General features: G+C 74.4%; 11 protein-coding genes. 2 read left to right on the top strand and 9 right to left on the bottom strand.

The features are described 5' to 3' along the window. The first annotated feature begins 84 nt into the window (after nucleotides 1-84). Entirely contained in the window at nucleotides 85-996 is a 912-nt protein-coding gene (locus ABD191_RS00960) for a WecB/TagA/CpsF family glycosyltransferase (RefSeq protein ID WP_344075657.1), read from the top strand. Here the strand turns inward: ABD191_RS00960 and ABD191_RS00955 are convergent. The 7 genes from ABD191_RS00955 to cysC form a co-directional block, all read right to left on the bottom strand. Next, a complete protein-coding gene (locus ABD191_RS00955) occupies nucleotides 993-2,018 on the bottom strand; it encodes a glycoside hydrolase family 26 protein (protein WP_344075655.1) in 1,026 nt (341 codons plus the stop codon). The genes ABD191_RS00960 and ABD191_RS00955 overlap by 4 nt on opposite strands. Next, nucleotides 2,015-4,369, bottom strand: coding sequence for a polysaccharide biosynthesis C-terminal domain-containing protein (locus ABD191_RS00950; RefSeq protein ID WP_344075653.1), 2,355 nt, complete (start codon nucleotides 4,367-4,369; stop codon nucleotides 2,015-2,017). Before ABD191_RS00950 ends, ABD191_RS00955 begins: the two co-directional genes overlap by 4 nt. Next, the gene (locus ABD191_RS00945) at nucleotides 4,354-5,256 is read right to left on the bottom strand and encodes a sulfotransferase domain-containing protein (RefSeq protein ID WP_344075652.1); all 903 of its coding nucleotides are present in this window, start codon (nucleotides 5,254-5,256) and stop codon (nucleotides 4,354-4,356) included. Before ABD191_RS00945 ends, ABD191_RS00950 begins: the two co-directional genes overlap by 16 nt. Further along, a complete protein-coding gene (locus ABD191_RS00940; RefSeq protein WP_344075650.1) occupies nucleotides 5,253-6,473 on the bottom strand; it encodes a hypothetical protein in 1,221 nt (406 codons plus the stop codon). Before ABD191_RS00940 ends, ABD191_RS00945 begins: the two co-directional genes overlap by 4 nt. Beyond that, complete coding sequence (locus ABD191_RS00935) at nucleotides 6,470-7,906, bottom strand: O-antigen ligase family protein (protein WP_344075647.1); 1,437 nt, start codon at nucleotides 7,904-7,906, stop codon at nucleotides 6,470-6,472. The genes ABD191_RS00940 and ABD191_RS00935 overlap by 4 nt, the downstream gene beginning before the upstream one ends. Next, on the bottom strand, nucleotides 7,903-9,609 hold the full coding sequence (locus tag ABD191_RS00930) for a polysaccharide biosynthesis tyrosine autokinase (RefSeq protein ID WP_344075645.1): 1,707 nt from the start codon (nucleotides 9,607-9,609) through the stop codon (nucleotides 7,903-7,905). The genes ABD191_RS00935 and ABD191_RS00930 overlap by 4 nt, the downstream gene beginning before the upstream one ends. Before the next feature lie 127 nt (nucleotides 9,610-9,736). Then, a complete protein-coding gene (gene cysC / locus ABD191_RS00925; protein WP_344075643.1) occupies nucleotides 9,737-11,257 on the bottom strand; it encodes an adenylyl-sulfate kinase in 1,521 nt (506 codons plus the stop codon). Between the two features lie 157 nt (nucleotides 11,258-11,414). Here cysC and ABD191_RS00920 point away from each other — a divergent pair, with 157 nt between their 5' ends. Next, a complete protein-coding gene (locus ABD191_RS00920) occupies nucleotides 11,415-11,642 on the top strand; it encodes an FmdB family zinc ribbon protein (RefSeq protein WP_344075641.1) in 228 nt (75 codons plus the stop codon). 54 nt (nucleotides 11,643-11,696) lie between these two features. On the opposite strand, the gene ppc is transcribed toward ABD191_RS00920, so the two are convergent. Then, entirely contained in the window at nucleotides 11,697-14,474 is a 2,778-nt protein-coding gene (gene ppc / locus ABD191_RS00915; RefSeq protein WP_344075639.1) for a phosphoenolpyruvate carboxylase, read from the bottom strand. Between the two features lie 106 nt (nucleotides 14,475-14,580). After that, nucleotides 14,581-15,861, bottom strand: a complete 1,281-nt coding sequence (locus ABD191_RS00910; RefSeq protein WP_344075637.1) for a hypothetical protein — start codon at nucleotides 15,859-15,861, stop codon at nucleotides 14,581-14,583. Nucleotides 15,862-15,942: the final 81 nt, after the last annotated feature.

Genomic DNA, 15,942 nt, shown 5'->3' with positions numbered 1-15,942 from the left:
ACGAACGATTGCCCGAGTAGAGGCGAAATGTCTGCTTCATTGCGTGCGGCCGCGCACAGCCCCGCACGGGTGACAGTCGCCGGTGTGAACTTCGACCCGATCACCGAGGCCGACGCGGTCCACCGTGTCCGCGCGGCGATGCGCGCCGGCCTCGGCGGGCGCATCGTGACGCCCAACGTGGACATTCTTCGGCTGGCCGCCCGCGATGACGCGCTGCGCGCGTATCTCAACGCGGCCGACCTCGTCGTCGCCGACGGGATGCCGGTCGTGTGGGCCAGCCGCCTGTCCCACGGCCGCGACGGGTGCCTGCCCGAGCGGGTGGCCGGCGCGGACCTGATCTGGTCGCTCAGCGAGGCATGCGCGATCGACGGCCGCCGCGTCTTCCTCATCGGCGGCGTCCCACCCGCGCCCGTCCCCCGGCCGGCCGACCCGGCCGAGGCAGAAGGCGTCGGCAGCGCCGATGCGGTCGGGCGGACGGAGGGCGCCGATGCGGTCGGGCGGACCGACGGCGCCGATGCGGCTGCGTGGACCGGCGACGCGGACGCCCTGCGCGACTGGAGCGCGGCGCGGGAGCTGCCCGCCGGCGCGGCGCGGGCGGCGGCCGTCCTGGGCACGCGATACCAGGGCCTGCGTCTCGTCGGAGCGGTCAGTCCGCCGTTCGGCTTCCTCGACGACCCGGCACAGACCGAACGGCTGCGGGCGGCCGTCGTCGCGGCCAGGCCGCACCTGGTGTTCGTCGGGCTCGGCTTCGCCAAGCAGGAACGCGTCATCGAGCTGCTGGCGCCGCACCTGCCGGACGCCTGGTTCCTGGGCTGCGGCGCCGCCATCGACTTCGTCGACGGCGACCAGCGGCGGGCGCCCGGGTGGATGCGCCGAAGCGGGTTGGAGTGGGCGCACCGCCTCGCCCGGGAACCGGGCCGGTTGGCGGGGCGCTACCTGCGCCACGACGTGCCGTACGCGCTCGGCATGCTCGCCCGCGCGGCCGCCCGCCGTTAAGGAGCGCGTGGGGCGAAGTACGCGTCACGGGCCATGGACGTGAAGGAGCGCAGGGCCGCGGGCGTGTCGGAGATCGCGAACTGTTGCGCCTCGTCCTTCGGGTCGGGGTCGGACTCGAAGTAGCTGACCGCCTTGATCTGCGGGTTGGCCCGGAAGACGGACGCGGCGTTGGTCAGCCATTCGGCGCGCCGGGCGGCCGGGTAGGCGCGCGATACCCCGTACTCGCCGATGATGATGGGTTTCGGGCGGGCCGCGGACCACTGGAGGAACGGGGTGAGCAGCGTGTTGAGGTCGGCGAAGCGGCTCGCCGCGTAGACGTCCACGCACAGCCAGTCGACCTCGTCGTCGCCGGGATAGAACTCGGGGGCGGAGCCGCCCGCGAAGCCCTCGGCGGTCGGACACCAGACCCAGGAGACGTTCGTCGCCCCCTCCTCGCGGAACAGCCGGCGCACGTGCTTCCAGGCGGCGATGTAGTCCGCGCCGGACCACATCGAGGCGCGCAGGTTGGGGCGGTCCATCTCCCACCGGAATCGGATCATGATGGGTCGGTCCAGCTCGGCGACGCGTTCGGCGCGCTCGCGGATCAGCTCGTCGTAGCGGCCCAGCGCGGTCGCGCGGGTGTCGCCGGACGCCCAGCTCAGCATGAGGATCGACCCGCGCTGCAGGAAGTGCAGGTCCGACTGCGTGAAGAACTCCTCGGTGAACGGGCGGTACGTGTTCACGAGCGTGACCTGCCGGCCCAGCCTCGCCTCGAAGCGGTCGAAGGCGGCGATGCGTTCGCGCTGGTTCACGACCCGGGGCTTGACCCAGGCGCCCAGGTACGCCCCCTCGCGCGGCGGTGCCACCGGCCCGCCGTTCAGGCCCGTGGCCGTGGCGATCGGGGCCGGCGTGACGTCCAGGCGGGGCGCCGGATCGGGCGTCTCGAGGGCGCCGCCGCAGCCGGACAGCAACCCGCACAGGGCAACGGCCGCGACGACGCGCGCGCGGCCCGTGGCCGCTATGGCGTGGATCCGCTCGCTCATGACAGCTCCGGAAGGTCGGTGACGGCGGGCGCCGCGGGCGCGGTCGCCAGGTCGAGGTCGGGGCCGCCGGTGCGGCGGGCGACGTACAGCACCGTGGTGGCGACCCCGGCGAGCGCCGGGATCCGCCAGGCGAGCCCGTCCACCAGGCGCGCGACCGGGCGCAGCCAGCGGCGGGCGTACGCGCCGGGCGGGCAGACGGCGAACCCGCGCCGCTCCACGACCGTGAACCCGTGCCGGGCCAGCAGCAGGTCCACCTCGGCGTGGGACAGCTCGTTGAACCACGGGTCGCCGGCCCGGCGGCGGTGCCGCAGGTGGCGCACGGAGGTGCGGTTGCCGTGGTTCTCGATCACGAGCAGGCCGGAGCAGCTGTGCGGCAGCAGGCTCGCGGCGAACCCGATCGCCCGGTCGCGAACGTCGTCGCCGACGTTGAGCAGCAGGCGGAACACGGTGACTAGGGCGGGCGCGCCGTCGCCCATCGGGCGCGGCAGCCGCCCGGACTCGGGCACCTGGTGCAGGTGGGCGAAGACGCCGCTGGCGCGGGCCCGCTCCAGCATCGCGGCCGAGGTGTCGTACCCGTGGGCGTCGCGGACCAGCCCGTGCAGGATGCGGATGGCCCGGCCGGTGCCGCACGCGAAGTCGTGCTGGACGGGCCGCCGCTGGGGGAACGCCCGGGCGACAAGGGAGCGCAGGTAGGCGCGCTGGCGCCGGTTGACGGCCGACGAGTACGTGTCGGGCGCGTACACGACCTCCTCGTACTTCTCCACGGCCGTGAGGTTCTGGAAGATCCGCGTGTAGTCCTCGCGCATGTTTCCTCTCCGCGGTTTCTCGTCGTGACGGCGGCGTAAAGCGGTGAGCCCGAGCACGCCCCGAAACCGCCAGCAGGCCGCCGCGTACCCGGCGATGCCGAGCGCGACCAGGGCGAGGGCCGCGAAGCCGCGCCAGGGCGGGGGTGCCGCGAGGCTCACCATCGGCAGGACGCCGAAGCAGGTGACGGCCGCGGCGCACGCGGTGACCGTGCCGGCGCCGAACGGGTGCACGCCCACCAGGCGCCCGACCTGCACGATCGGGACGAGGTTGTTGAGCAGCACGGCGGCGGCCAGACCGAGCGCGGCGCCCAGGGCGCCCAGCGGGGGGATCAGCAGCACGTCCAGGACGATCATCACGGCCAGGGCGGCGGCGACGTTGTACAGGTTCCAGGAGGTGCGCCCGGCCATGGCGAGCACGGAGTCGACCGTGCCGCAGGCGCTGGCGACCAGCATCGCGGCGGCGAGCACGGCGACCACGGGCACCCCGGCCCGGTACCCGTCGCCGAACAGGCCCAGGTAGACCGGCGCGAACACGGCCGTGAGCAGGTGGACGGGCCAGACGAGCAGCACGAGCCACGCGGTCGCGCCCTGGTAGAGGGTGGCGGTCGCGCCCCGGTCGCGCAGCGCGACGGCCTCGGCGAGCCGGGATTGCACGGTCTGCGCGATGGCCTGGTTGGCGAACTGGCCCACGACGACGAACCGGCCGGCGACCGCGTAGACGGCGGCCGCGCGCACACCCGCGAACGTGGCGACGAGCAGCACGTCGACGCGTTGCAGCGCGGTCTGCAGCACCCCGGCGACCGCGCGCGGCGCGGTGAACCGCCAGAAGTCGCGGCCGAGGCCCGGCGAGGGCGGGGCCGACAGCGGCAGACCCGGCGAGGGCGAGGCCGGCGGCAGGCCCCGCACGCGCCGCCGCAGGGCCAGACCGGCCAGCGCGGCCGCGGGCGCGTAGGGCAGCACCATGGCCAGCGCGAACGGCATCAGGTCCGGCTCGACCAGCAGGACCGCCAGGGCGGCGAACCCGGCCAGCTGAAGGCCCGGCCGCAGCAGCTTGTCGACGACCACGGTGGCGCGCACGCTGTGCAGGCCGCGGGTCGCCGCGAGCAGCGTGTCGGTCGCGACCGCGAGAGGCAGGAACCCCGCGAGGACGCGCACGGCGGTCGCGAACTCGCCCGGGTTGCCCGGGTCGGCCAACCGGGCCAGGGGTGCCGCGCCGAGGAAGAGCCCCGCCCCGGCGACCACGCTGGCCGCCACGACCGGCGCGATCGCCAGCCACAGGCAACGCCGCAGCAGGTGGGCCTGGTCGAGCGCGCGTAGCCGGGCGATCCAGTAGACGAGGCCGGTCTGCGTACCCAGCTTCGCGACCGTGGAGACCAGCACGAACGCGGCGAGCGCCGCGAACAGCGCGCCGGCCCGGGGCGGTGGCAGGGCCCGCGCGGCCAGCCAGGTGACCAGGACCCCCATCGTGGTGGCGGCGACCGCGCCGGCCAGGTTCGCCACCCCGCCGCGGGCGACCTTCTGCAGCGAACCTAGCGTCGCCGCCACGACGGCTCCCTGCCGAGCCAGTCGCCGAGCTCCTCGTCGTACGGCCGGTAGTGTTCGCGCAGTTCGGCCCGCAGGCGCGCCGGCAGGGCCGAGACGCGCGGCCGCGCGTTGTGCCGCTCGAACGGCGGGTAACCGAGGTTGGGCAGGCCGAGGAAGCGCAGCACGCCGTCGTAGGCGGACTCCGGTTCGGTGAAGAAGTCGCCCGCGTCGACCACGTGCACGCGGTCGCGGCCCACGAGCTGTTCGAGCCGGCGCAGGAACGTCACGTACTCGCCGCGTTCGCGGTAGGCCAGGTGCTGGTGGGCGAAGCTGTGGTACCACGGTTCGACGCGCATGCGGGCGACCTCGCCGGCCAGCCGGGACGGCTCGGCGGCCAGCGCGCGGGCCACGTCCGGCTCCCGCTCGAAGCCGCGCGCCACCTCGTGGGCGTGCTGGGAGTACGCGCGCTCGACCGGGTCGCGCACGAGCACGATGAGCTTCACCCCCGGCAGGTCGTCGGCGATGCGCGACGGCGCGTGCGGGTGGTAGAGGTAGTACGGGCTGGACTCGAACACCTGGCCGGGCACGCCGTACCGCGCGGTGATCCGGCCGACGGTATCGCGCAACGGGAAGTGCGCGCGGTACCAGGCCGGCCCGCGGTGGTAGTTCGTGTCGAAGTAGTGCACGCCCTTGTGCAGCACCGCCTTGAGGATGGCCGGGTGGGCGGCGAGCGCCCGGTACAGCGAGGTGGTGCCGCAGCGCTGGCCGCCGCAGATCAGGAACGTCGGCAGGGCGCGGGCCGGGGCGGTGAGCCGGCCGTAGGTGAGCGAGCCGAAGTGGGCCAGCCGGGTGACGGCGGCCGGCCGCCCGAACCCGAGCGGCGGCGGGGTCTGGGTCTGTTCGCTCACGCTGACGCTCCCAAGGGCAGGCCGGACACGCGGCGGATCAGGGTGGGCAGCAGCCAGGTGCCGAGCGCGCCGAGCCGGGCGCCCGCCTCGGCCTGCCGGTCGGCGAGGTACCGGGCCGCGAGGTCGACCAGGTAGAGCAGGGCGGTGGCGTGCGCCGTGGGCCGGTCGGTCACGCCGAACGGGCGCAGGGTCTCGGGCGCCGCGTCGACGCAGTCGCGTACTGTCGCGCCGGCGCGGGTGACCGCGAACCCGGTCGCCTGCAGGTCACGTTGCAGCGCGAAGTGCAGCGCGTCGAACCCCAGGGGCACCCCGGTGGCGAAGCGCTCCCAGTCCCACAGCAGCAGCCGGTCGGCGAGCGTCGCCATGTTCCAGGGGGCCCAGTCGCCGTGCCACTGCCCGTACGCCAAGCGGGTGGCGCCCGCGCGGTCCACGAGGTCGTGGGCGGCACGCCGCAGCGCGGCACCGTCGCTCTGACCGCCGAGGGCGGCCAGCCGCTCCCGCAGCCCCGCCCAGTACGGGCTGGTCGCGAGGTCGCCGTCGGCGACGCCGCCCGCCCCGGCCACCGCCACCATGGCCCGGGCGAGCCGGCCGGGGTCCCAGGCGGCGCGCGAGCGCCACACCGGCAGGGCCGACTGGACGAGCACCTCGTGGCCGTGCCAGCGGCCCGCGTGCCGGACGGCCGGCACCTCGACCTCGCCGAGCGGCAGGGTGGCCAGCCGGGTCAGGGCCTCGGTCTCCCGGCGGACCAGGTCGCGCGTGAGCGGGCCCACCCCCAGCTTGGCGAAGCCGACCGTCGTCCCGTCCGGGGCGAGCAGTTGCAGCACCGGCTTGCGGTTGGCCCGGGCGGGGCCGATGTGGACGCTCAGGCGCAGGCCGGCGCCGCACGCCTCCCGCAGGTACGTCTCGATGGTGTCGGTGCCGGCGGCCACCCGCACGCGGGAGCGCAGCAGCAGCCGCGACGCGCCCGTGCGCAGGCAGGCGACCACGGCGTCACGCTTGAGGCGGGCCAGCCGCGAGTGCGGGCGCGCGTACCGGCGCACGGCGGCGGCCGCGATCCGCCGGTCGTCGGCCGGTACGAGCAGGCGCGGGCGGCGGTGGTCGGGGATGACGAGAAACTCGGCCGCCTCGCCGCCGGCGCCCGGGTACAGCAGGTCGAGTACCTCCCCCAGGTACTGCGCCCGCAGCGCGGCGTCCCCCGTGATCCGGACCGAGCTCATCGGCGCCCCAGCGCGTTGCGCCACAGGAGGGCGTAGCCGAGGAAGAGGAACGCCAGGGGCGTGACGAGCGCGTTGTACCAGAGCATCGCCGCGAACGAGGCGACCAGCGCGGCGGAGCCGGCGATGCCGATCGCGGTGTCGTCGCGGCGGAACCGCCACAGCCCGTACCCGAGGAACACCACGTACCCGACCGTGCCGACCAGGCCGTGCGCGAACAGCAGCTGCCAGAGCTGGCCGTTGCCGCCGACGGTGAAGTTGCCGCAGCGCGGGCAGTCCGGGCTCTCGCCGACCGTGATCGACGTGCGCCCGCCCGCGGTGTCGCGCGTCGTCCCGAAGCCGATCAGCGGCGACTCGGCCAGGCCGTCGAGCGCGCGGTTGACGAGGAACAGGCGGACCGCGTTCGATCGCCCGTACTCGATGCGCTGGCTCACCATGTCGCCGAGCGGCGTCGCGCCGATCAGGGCGACCACCGCGAGCGTCGCGACCAGCACCCGCATCGCCAGCCGCCGCCGGCGGCGCACCAGCCGGACGGTCACGTAGGCGACCGTGACCGCCAGGCCCAGCCACAGGCCGCGGTTGAGCGAGTGGACCACGGGGATCACCGCGATCGTGAGCACGAGCGCGCCGGCCGCCTTCGCGAGCGGGGTGCGCGCGAGCGGCCAGCAGGCCACGACGAACCAGACGACCAGCAGGCAGAGGTTGTTGCCCCAGGTGTTCGTGTAGCCCCACGGCGCGGCCGGCCGGGCGGACTCGTGCCCGAGCACGTTCATGATCTGCGCGGCGGAGGGGTGCACGAGTGACTGCACGAAACCCTGGGCGCGCACGTCGGTGGGGAGCAGGTGCTCGACCGGCGAGGTGAACTGGAAGCGACCCGCCGCCACGCCCAGCAGGCCACCGCCCACGGTCAGCACGAACAGCCAGGCCAGCAGCCGCACCAGCGCGGCCTGCGGCACCTTGGTGACGGACAGGTTGCCCACATAGAGCAGCAGGACGGTGAGCGCGAGGTACATGCCGAAGCGGAAGACGACCGCCGAGACGGCGGTCTGCGCGGCGCGGTCGACCGTGCCGGTGGCGGCGGACCCCATGGCCGCGGCGCTGATGGCGACGGCCGCGAGGAACAGCAGCCACCAGCCGAATCCGGGCGGGACCCGCACCTTCTCGCCCCTGATCAGGCGGCGCAACAGGATGAGGCCCATCGGCACGGCGGCGATGGCGAAGATGAGCACGCCGAGGCCGAGGGCCCACCACAGGGGGTAGAGGGCGCACAGGCCGACGACGGGCCAGCCGTGCCTGATGAGGTCCCGGACCCGGGAGGTGTCCCCCACGGGTACGGGGGTGGCGGCCAGGTCACGGTCCGTCAGCGCGGGTGGGTCGGGGGCGGCCGTGCGGTGGACCGCGCCCACGAGCGTGCGGGTACGCGGCTGCGCCGTCATCGTGTCGTGCGGGGCGCGTCGTCGCCGGGCGTCCCGGCCGGCAGCGGCGGGGCGGCGTGCGTGGGCAGGCCGCCGGTCGGGGTCGGGTCCTCGTCCCACAGGTCCACGACCAGGGTCGGATCATCGGCGGCCACGTGGTGTGCCGCGGCGTGATGCGCCGGGGCCGGCCGCTGCGTCGGGCGCACCGGCCGCGCGGCCAGCTTCACCGTGGGCAGGAGCACGCCGCCGAGCAGGGGGGTGCCCACGCGGGCGAACTGCTGCGCGGCGTCGGCCACCTCGGCGATCCGCGACGTGTCCCGCTCGGCCGTGATGATGGCCGCGTCGGCCAGGCCGGCGAGGCTCTGCGCGTCGGCGCTCGACGCGGTCGACGGGGCGTCGATGACGACGTACTCCGTCTGGTCGCACAGGGCGGTGAGCACCGTGCGGACGTCCTCGCCCTGGAGCAGGCCCGCGGCGGTCGCGGTGCCGCCGGTGGTGATGACGCTGAGCCGGGAGTTGCGCTGGGTGGGCTGCAGGGCGCTGGTGAGGGTGGCCCGGCCGGCGAGGACGTCGGTGAAGCCCGGCCCGCCGGCGACCCGGAACAGGTCCGTCAGTGGCGTCGTGGGCGTGCCCAGGTCGGGCGCGTGCGCGCTCACCAGGACGACCTCGCTGCCCGATCGGGCGAGCGCGTCGGCGAGGTTCGCCGCGACCAGGGTGGAGCCCGCCCCCGGGTGCGCGCTGCTGATGACGATCACCTGGTCGTCCGGCGTCAGGGTGGCGAGCACCTCGTTGCGCAGCCGGTTGAACACCCGCCCGCCTGGCGTGTGCGGCGCGCACAGTTCGGTGGCGCTGAGGTTGAGGCGGTCGTCCAGGGCGGCCAGCAGCGGCACGCCCGCGCGGCGCGGCAGGTCGGAGCCCTGGCGCACGCGCCCGTCGAAGCGCTGCCGGCAGATCGCGATGAACAGGCCGAGCAGCAGCCCCAGCACGGCGCCGCTGCCCAGGTAGAGCGGCACGTCGGGTTTGGTGGGGCGGCCCGGCAGCGCGGCGTCGGTGATGATCCGGCCGCCCTCGGCCGTCATCACGCTGAACTGGTTGAGCCGGTTGCTCATGTTGGTGATCTGGGCGGTCAGGGTCGCCTTGCGCGAGCGCAGGTCGGTCATCTCGGCGGAGCCCCGCTCCGCCTCACTGATCTTGCGGTTGGTCGTCCCGAGCTGGCTGTTCAGCGCCTTGATCTTCGAGTCGAGCGAGGCCATCTGGCCGTCGATCTCCCGCTGCGCGCTCTGCTGGCGGTGGTGCAGGTACGCCTCGGCGAACGCGTGCGAGCCCGCCTGCGCGGCCACGGCGGTCCTGGCGTGGAACCGGATGCGCAGCACCGCGGTGTTCGGGGGCACGTCCACGCTCACGGCGGTGGCCAGCCGCTGCGGCGAGACCGACCCGCGCAGCAGGGTGGCCGCCTCGGTGGAGACGTCGTTGGAGCGCACGAGTTGCGCCTCGGTGTCCAGGTTGATCTCGGCCCGGGTACGCCCGCCCACGACGTTCGCGTCGAGGCTGGCCACGGGCTGCACCAGCACCGACGTGGTCGAGGCGAACTCCTTGGGGGTACCCGCGGCGAGCGCGGCCGCTCCGGTGACGCCGACCAGCAGGGCCCCCAGGACGGTCAGCCAGTGCCGTTTGGCCATCCCGATGTAGTCGTTGAGGTCGGCGGCGGGACGGGCGCTCTCCATGGGCACGCACCTTTCCGGGCTGAGCGGGTACGGGGACGCGACGGCCCCGACCGGGCGCCTTGGCCACGACGCGTGGCCGCCCAGAGAGGTAAACGGAGGGATGTTCCCGACGTAACGGACTTAGCGGTTAGGTTGCGCGCTGATCCAGCCAGCCTTCGGCGGCGAGGTGGTTCAGCACCACGTCGACCGCCTCGTCCACGTCGATCGTGGAGGTGTCGATCACCAGGTCGGCGTCCGTGGGGACCTCGTACGGGTCATCCACGCCGGTCATCCCGGTGAGCTGGCCGGCGCGTGCCCGGGCGTAGAGGCCCTTGCGGTCGCGCTGCTCGCACACCGCCAGCGGGGTCGCCACGTGCACGAGGACGAACCCGGCCCCGGCCGCGTGGGCGAGCTGCCGCGCCGTGGCCCGCGCCGCCGCGTACGGGGCGATCGGACAGCACAGCGCCAACCCGCCGTGCCGGGCCGCCTCGGCCGCCACGAAGCCGATCCGCCGCACGTTCATGTCCCGGTCCTCCTTGGAGAACCCGAGACCCGCCGACAGCCAGCGGCGCACCACGTCGCCGTCGAGCAGCGTCACCGTCCGCTCGCCCGTCTCGGCCAGCACGTCCGCGATCCCCCGGGCCACCGTGGACTTGCCCGAGCCCGACAGGCCCGTCAGGAAGACCACGACGCCGCGCACCCAGCGCGGCGGCCGGGCGCGGGTCAGCTCCCGGGCCACGGCCGGCGGCGTGTGCCACTCCGGCAACGGCACGCCCCGGTCGAGCAGGTTGTCGATCTCGGCGGGCGTCAGCGGTACCCGCCGGTGGCGGGGCGGGATGTCGTCGGCGGCCCGCCACTGCCCGTCGCGGCCGTCGTACGCCAGCTCGCGCGGCAGCAGCGCGCGCGGCCCGCCACCGGAGATCGCCGGGCCGGCCGCGAGCAGGTGGGTCGCGCCGTACGCGGCGGCCACCCGGGCCCGCAGCAGGGCGTCGAGGACCTCGTTGCCCCGGCCGCGCAGCGGCACCGCCACGATCGTCGCCGCCGGCATCCGGTCGCGGGCCGCCAGCACGGAACGCACCAGCACCTCGGGCGCGAGCCCGTCCGGGCCCGGCTCGGCGACCGGCACGATGAGCAGCACGTGCCCGGCGATCGTGCGGGCCGCGTACGCGATCTGCGCCAGTTGCGGCCGGTGCAGCGGCCGGTCGACGATCACGCCGAGCACCCGGCCCTCGGGCAGCAGCGCCCGGATCTCGTCCGGCGGCCGGCGCATGTGGGGGAACGCGCCGTGCTCGCCGTCACCCGCGCGGCGGACCGGGCCCGCGACCCCGCACAGCCCGTGCCGGGTCGGCCAGATGTCCATCGCGTCCAGGGCGGCGATCGGCGCGCCCTCGGGGTCGGTGAGGATGAGGACCCGCTTGAGCGGGTTCGTCGGGTCCAGGCTGGCGACGACGTGCTCGGGCACCTCCAGCGTGACCGGCACGGGCCACGGCGTGCCGTCGGCGAGGCGACCCGTACGGGCCATCGACGCCAGGTCGGCCCGGCCGAGGAACCCGGTCAACGGGGGCAGCGCGCCCATGAGGAGCAACTGCAGGTCGGCCAGTTCGCGGGGTCGCGGCGCGTACGACGGGGCGTCGCGAAGCACCTCGTCGGGCAGCACCCAGCCGTCCATGTCACCCCTTCGTCTGTCTGTTCGTCCGTAACCTTCACCGCGACGCTGGACAGTCTCGCAGCCGATCGAGGTGCGGTCGACCCCCGACGACCCGTCCTATCATGGACTGGCCCGCGACGCGCGCGGGACGGGTCATCATCGTGCGGGAGGGGTCGCCATGCCGAGGTACGAGTTCCGGTGTCGGGCGTGTGGCGACACCTTCGAGGTCAACCGGGCGATGGCCGACTCGGCCGCACCGGCCGCCTGCCCCGCCGGGCATGACGACACCGTCAAGCTTCTCTCCACGGTCGCGCTCGGCGGCCGCGGTGGATCTTTCAACGCGCCGGCCGCCCGCCCGGCCGCCTCGGGCGGCGGGGGCTGCTGCGGCGGCGCCTGCGGCTGCTGACCCCGTTCACGCCGCGCGCCCGCACGCCGGGGCGGGCGGGCGCGCGCGGCTGCGTCAGCCGGTGTTTCGCAGGCCCGCCGCGATGCCGTTGATGGTCGTGAGCAGCGCGCGTTCCAGCTTCTCGTCCGGCGTTCCCTTCGCGGCCGCCGCCCGGTACTGCGACAGCAGGGCCGCCTGCAGGTGGTGCAGCGGCTCAAGGTAACTGTCCCGGACCGCCAGCGTGCGGGCCAGCCCGGGCTGCGCTTCGAGCAGCGCGGATTCCCCGGTGACGTGCAGCAGCCCGTCGACCGAGCTGGCGTACTCGTGCTGGATCTTTTCGAAGATCGGCTGAAGGTTCTCGGGGACCAGGGTGCGCACGTAGCGCTCCGCGATCGTGAGGTCGGTCTTCGTCAGGGTCATCTCCACGTTGGAGATGAAGGTCCGGAAGAAGTGCCAGTTGGTGTACATCTCGCGGAGCGTGTCGCCGAGGCCGGCCTCGCGGGCGGCGGCGAGGCCGGTGCCGACGCCGTACCAGCCGGGAACGATCTGGCGGGACTGGGTCCAACCGAACACCCAAGGGATGGCCCGCAGGCCCCCGAGGCCGGCGGACGCGTCCGGGCGGCGGGCCGGGCGGGAGCCGATGTTGAGCGCGCCGAGCAGCTCCGTCGGGGTCGCCGCCCAGTAGTAGGCCGGCAGGTCCGGGTCCTCGACCAGCTTCCGGTAGGCCCGGAAGGCAGCGTCCGAGACCAGGTCCATGACCTGGTTCCACCGGGACAGGTCCTCGGGGCTGAACCGCGGTGCGGTGTTGAGCAGGGCGCTCTGCAGCACGGCGGCGACGGTCAGCTCAAGGTTCTCCCGGGCCAGGGCCGGCAGCGTGTACTTGTCGGAGATGACCTCGCCCTGCTCGGTGACCTTGATGGCCCCGTCGAGGGTGCCGTTGGGCTGGGCGAGGATCGCCTCGTGGGTGGGCCCGCCGCCGCGGCCGATGGAGCCGCCCCGACCGTGGAACAGCCGCAGCCGCACGCCGTGTTTGTGCGCGACGTCGCGCAGCGCGCGCTGGGCCCGGTGGATCGCCCACTGCGAGGTGGTGATGCCGGCGTCCTTGTTCGAGTCCGAGTACCCGAGCATGACCTCCTGCACGTCATCGCGCGCCCGCACGATCGCGCGGTAGGCGTCGACCGACAGCAGGGCGTCGAGCAGCTCGCCGCCCGCGTCCAGCTCGGCGGGGGATTCGAGCAGCGGGACGAAGCCGACCCGGGCGACGCCGGCGCCGACGTCCACCAGGCCGGCCTCGCGGGCCAGGATCGCCGCCGCGAGCACGTCGTCGATGCCGAGGGTCATCGAGATGATGTACGACTCGACGACCTCCTCGCCGAACCGGTCCTGCAGGTCGCGGATGGTGGTGAAGACATCGAAGGTCTTGCGGTTGTTGTCGGTGAGCGGCGTGGACACGCTCGCGAGCGGGCGCCGCCCCGACAGCTCGTTGATCAGCAGCTCGGTGCGGGACGCGCGGTCGAGCGACCGGTAGTCGGCCACCTCGCCGACCCGCTCGTAGAACTGGGCGAGCACGGCGTGGTGCGCCTCGGCGTGCTCGCGGATGTCGAGCGTGGCCAGGTGCAGGCCGAACGCCGAGACCGTGCGTACGACGTCGGCGAGGCGGCCGGTGGCCGGCAGCATGCCGGTGTTGCGGGCCAGCGAGGCGCGCATGAGTTCGAGGTCGGTGATGAGGTCGTCGCCACCGACGTAGTCGTGCCCGGGCTTGTGCGGGGCGCCCGTGGCCAGCCGGCGGCGGGTGTTGCCGAGCTTGGCGAGGATGCAGCGGCACTTGAGCCGGTACTTCTCCTCGGCGTTGACCCGCCGGAACCGGGGCGCCACCTCGTTGCCGAGGACATCGAGGTCCCTGGCGAGGCTGGAGTCGAGGTCGATGGAGACGTGGCGCAGCCGGCGCGACACCGACAGCTCGCTGATCAGCTCCTCGATCGCCTCCTCGGCCGCCTGGATGCCGTACTCGTGCATCATGAGCAGCACGTCGCGGGTGACCGCCGGGGTGACGAACGGGTTGCCGTCGCGGTCGCCGCCGATCCACGAGCCGAACGTGAGCGGCCGGCTGGTGGGCGGGGTCTCCACGCCCAGGTCGGACAGGGTGGCCGACAGGTCGGCGAGCACCCGCGGTGCGGCGCTGGCCGCCAGGTCGGACAGGTAGTAGACCGCGTTGCGGGCCTCGTCGCGCGGGTCGGGGCGGGTCAGGCGCAGCTCGTCGGTCTGCCAGAGCAGGTCGATGATCTCGGCGAGGCGTCGCTCGGTGCGCGCCGACTCGGCCGGGTTGGGCCCGTAGAGGGCGGTCTGCGCGGCCTCGGCGTTCAGCTCGTCGGCGATGGAGCGCAGCTTGGACAGGATCGAGCGGCGGGCGGCCTCGGTCGGGTGTGCGGTGAACACCGGGCGGATGGCCAGCCGGCGGGCGCCCGCGTCGATCTCCTCGGCGCTGACCCCCCGCTCCTTGATCAGCTGGGCGGCGCGGCCGAGCCAGCCGCCGTGCAGGGCACGCTCGCGACCGAGTTCGCGGGCGCGGTGCGCCTGCTCGGTGATGTTCGCGAGGTGGAAGTACGTGGAGAAGGCCCGGGCCAGCTGAGTGGCCGTGGCGAGGTCGACGCCGGCGAGCTTCGCCCCGGCGGCGGCTCCGTCCGTGCGGACCAGGCCGCGTACCTCCTCGACCAGGTCGAGCAGGGGCTGGCCCTCCTGGCGCACCAGGGTCTGGCCGAGCAGGGTGCTCAGGCGACGGATGTCCGCGCGGAGCGCGGCGTCCACGGCCTCGTCGGGGCCGGTCTTCCTGTAGATCTCGCTGTCCGCGGTCACGCAGAATCCAATCGCTGAGTACGCGGTGACAGCGCTGTCCGGGCACCAGGATCGTAACGGTCGTGGCGCCGTCACGTCAGGTGAGCCTCGTTACGGCCGGCGGCGGCTACAGCGCGTCGTCGCTCCTGTGACCGAGAGCCATCGTCGCGGCGAGCGTACCGAGGATGCCGGCCACCGACCAGAGCAGGAGCCCGGTCACCGGCCAGCCGGCGGCCGCCCGCTGGAAATAGGCCACGGCCCGGATCAGGTCGACGCCCAACCCGCCCGGCACCCACACGTGCATGCCGCGGAAGAACGTCGGCAGGAAGGGCCAGGCGAACACCCCGCCGGAGCCGGGGTTGCTGAGCACCACGAGCAGCGTGATGGCCAGGCCGGTACCGACGATGCCGAGCCAGCCCTGCAGCGCGGACGTGATCGTGGCGCCGGCGAACGTCATCAGCGCCCCGCCGAGCGTCAGCCCGAGCATGTGGTGGGTCCAGATGCCGAGGATCGGCCCGACGACCAGCGCCCCGGCGAACCCCATGACCAGGGCGAACGCGGCGAACGCGGCCAGCCGGGCCACGGCGTGCGCCAGGTTGCGCGGTGCCGTGCCCAGGCTCAGCCCGAGGACGGTCGCCGACAGGTACCCGCCCAGGGTCAGCCCGACGACCAGGTAGAAGGCGACCAGCCCGCGCGAGTCCTCGTTCGAGAGCGGGTGGGCGTCCGTGGTCGTGACCGGGATGCCGGCGGCCTGCGCGACCGTCTCCACGGAGCCGCTCACGACCTCGGCCGTGAACGCGCCGGCCGCGCTCGAGGTGGTCAGTTGCAGGGCGCGGCGGTCGCTGGCGAGGACGGCGAACACCTCGCGCCGATCGAGGGCCGTGCGGGCGTCCGCGAGCGTCGCGTACGTGCGGCCGTCCACGAGTTCGGTGCGCTCGTCGAGCAGGCCCACCACCTCGGTCGCCGTCTGGTCGCCCTGGACCACCGCGACCGGGATGTCGCGGGGCGTCGGGTCGTGCAGCCCGCCGACGTACGCGGCGATGAACGCGGTCGCCAGCAGCAGGACGCCGAACAGCAGGACGACAGCCCGGAACACCCAGGTGTGCCAGAAGCGCTGGCCCAGGTGGTGCGGCACGTGCCACATGCCCCGCCAGATCAGCGGATTCGCCGGCGTACTCTGCGCGCCGGGCGGGGCGCGGCCCTCGTTGCTCAGCGGGCCGGGCTCGTCGCTCTCGCCGACGGCGTCGTCGACGGCGCTGCCGGCGGACGGCGGCGCGTCATGTGGCTCGATGGCCGCGTGCCGGCCGACGGGCGGGGTGGCGGCCCCGCCGGGCGGTTCGTCGCCGGAGCCGAGGGCGTCGTTGACCCTGCTGGCGGGCGTGGGTGGGGACTCGTTCGGCTCCGTCATGACAACCCTCCGTGCGTCATCTTTGTCAGCTTAAGCACGATTAGTCGCCCGTGTGGCTGGATCCGTCCGGGGGCGGCCGCG

The organism is Luedemannella helvata, from assembly GCF_039528415.1.
In the GTDB taxonomy this organism is placed as follows: domain Bacteria; phylum Actinomycetota; class Actinomycetes; order Mycobacteriales; family Micromonosporaceae; genus Luedemannella; species Luedemannella helvata.
Note: the sequence above shows the minus strand (reverse complement) of the source record. Positions and strands in the feature narration are given on the sequence as shown.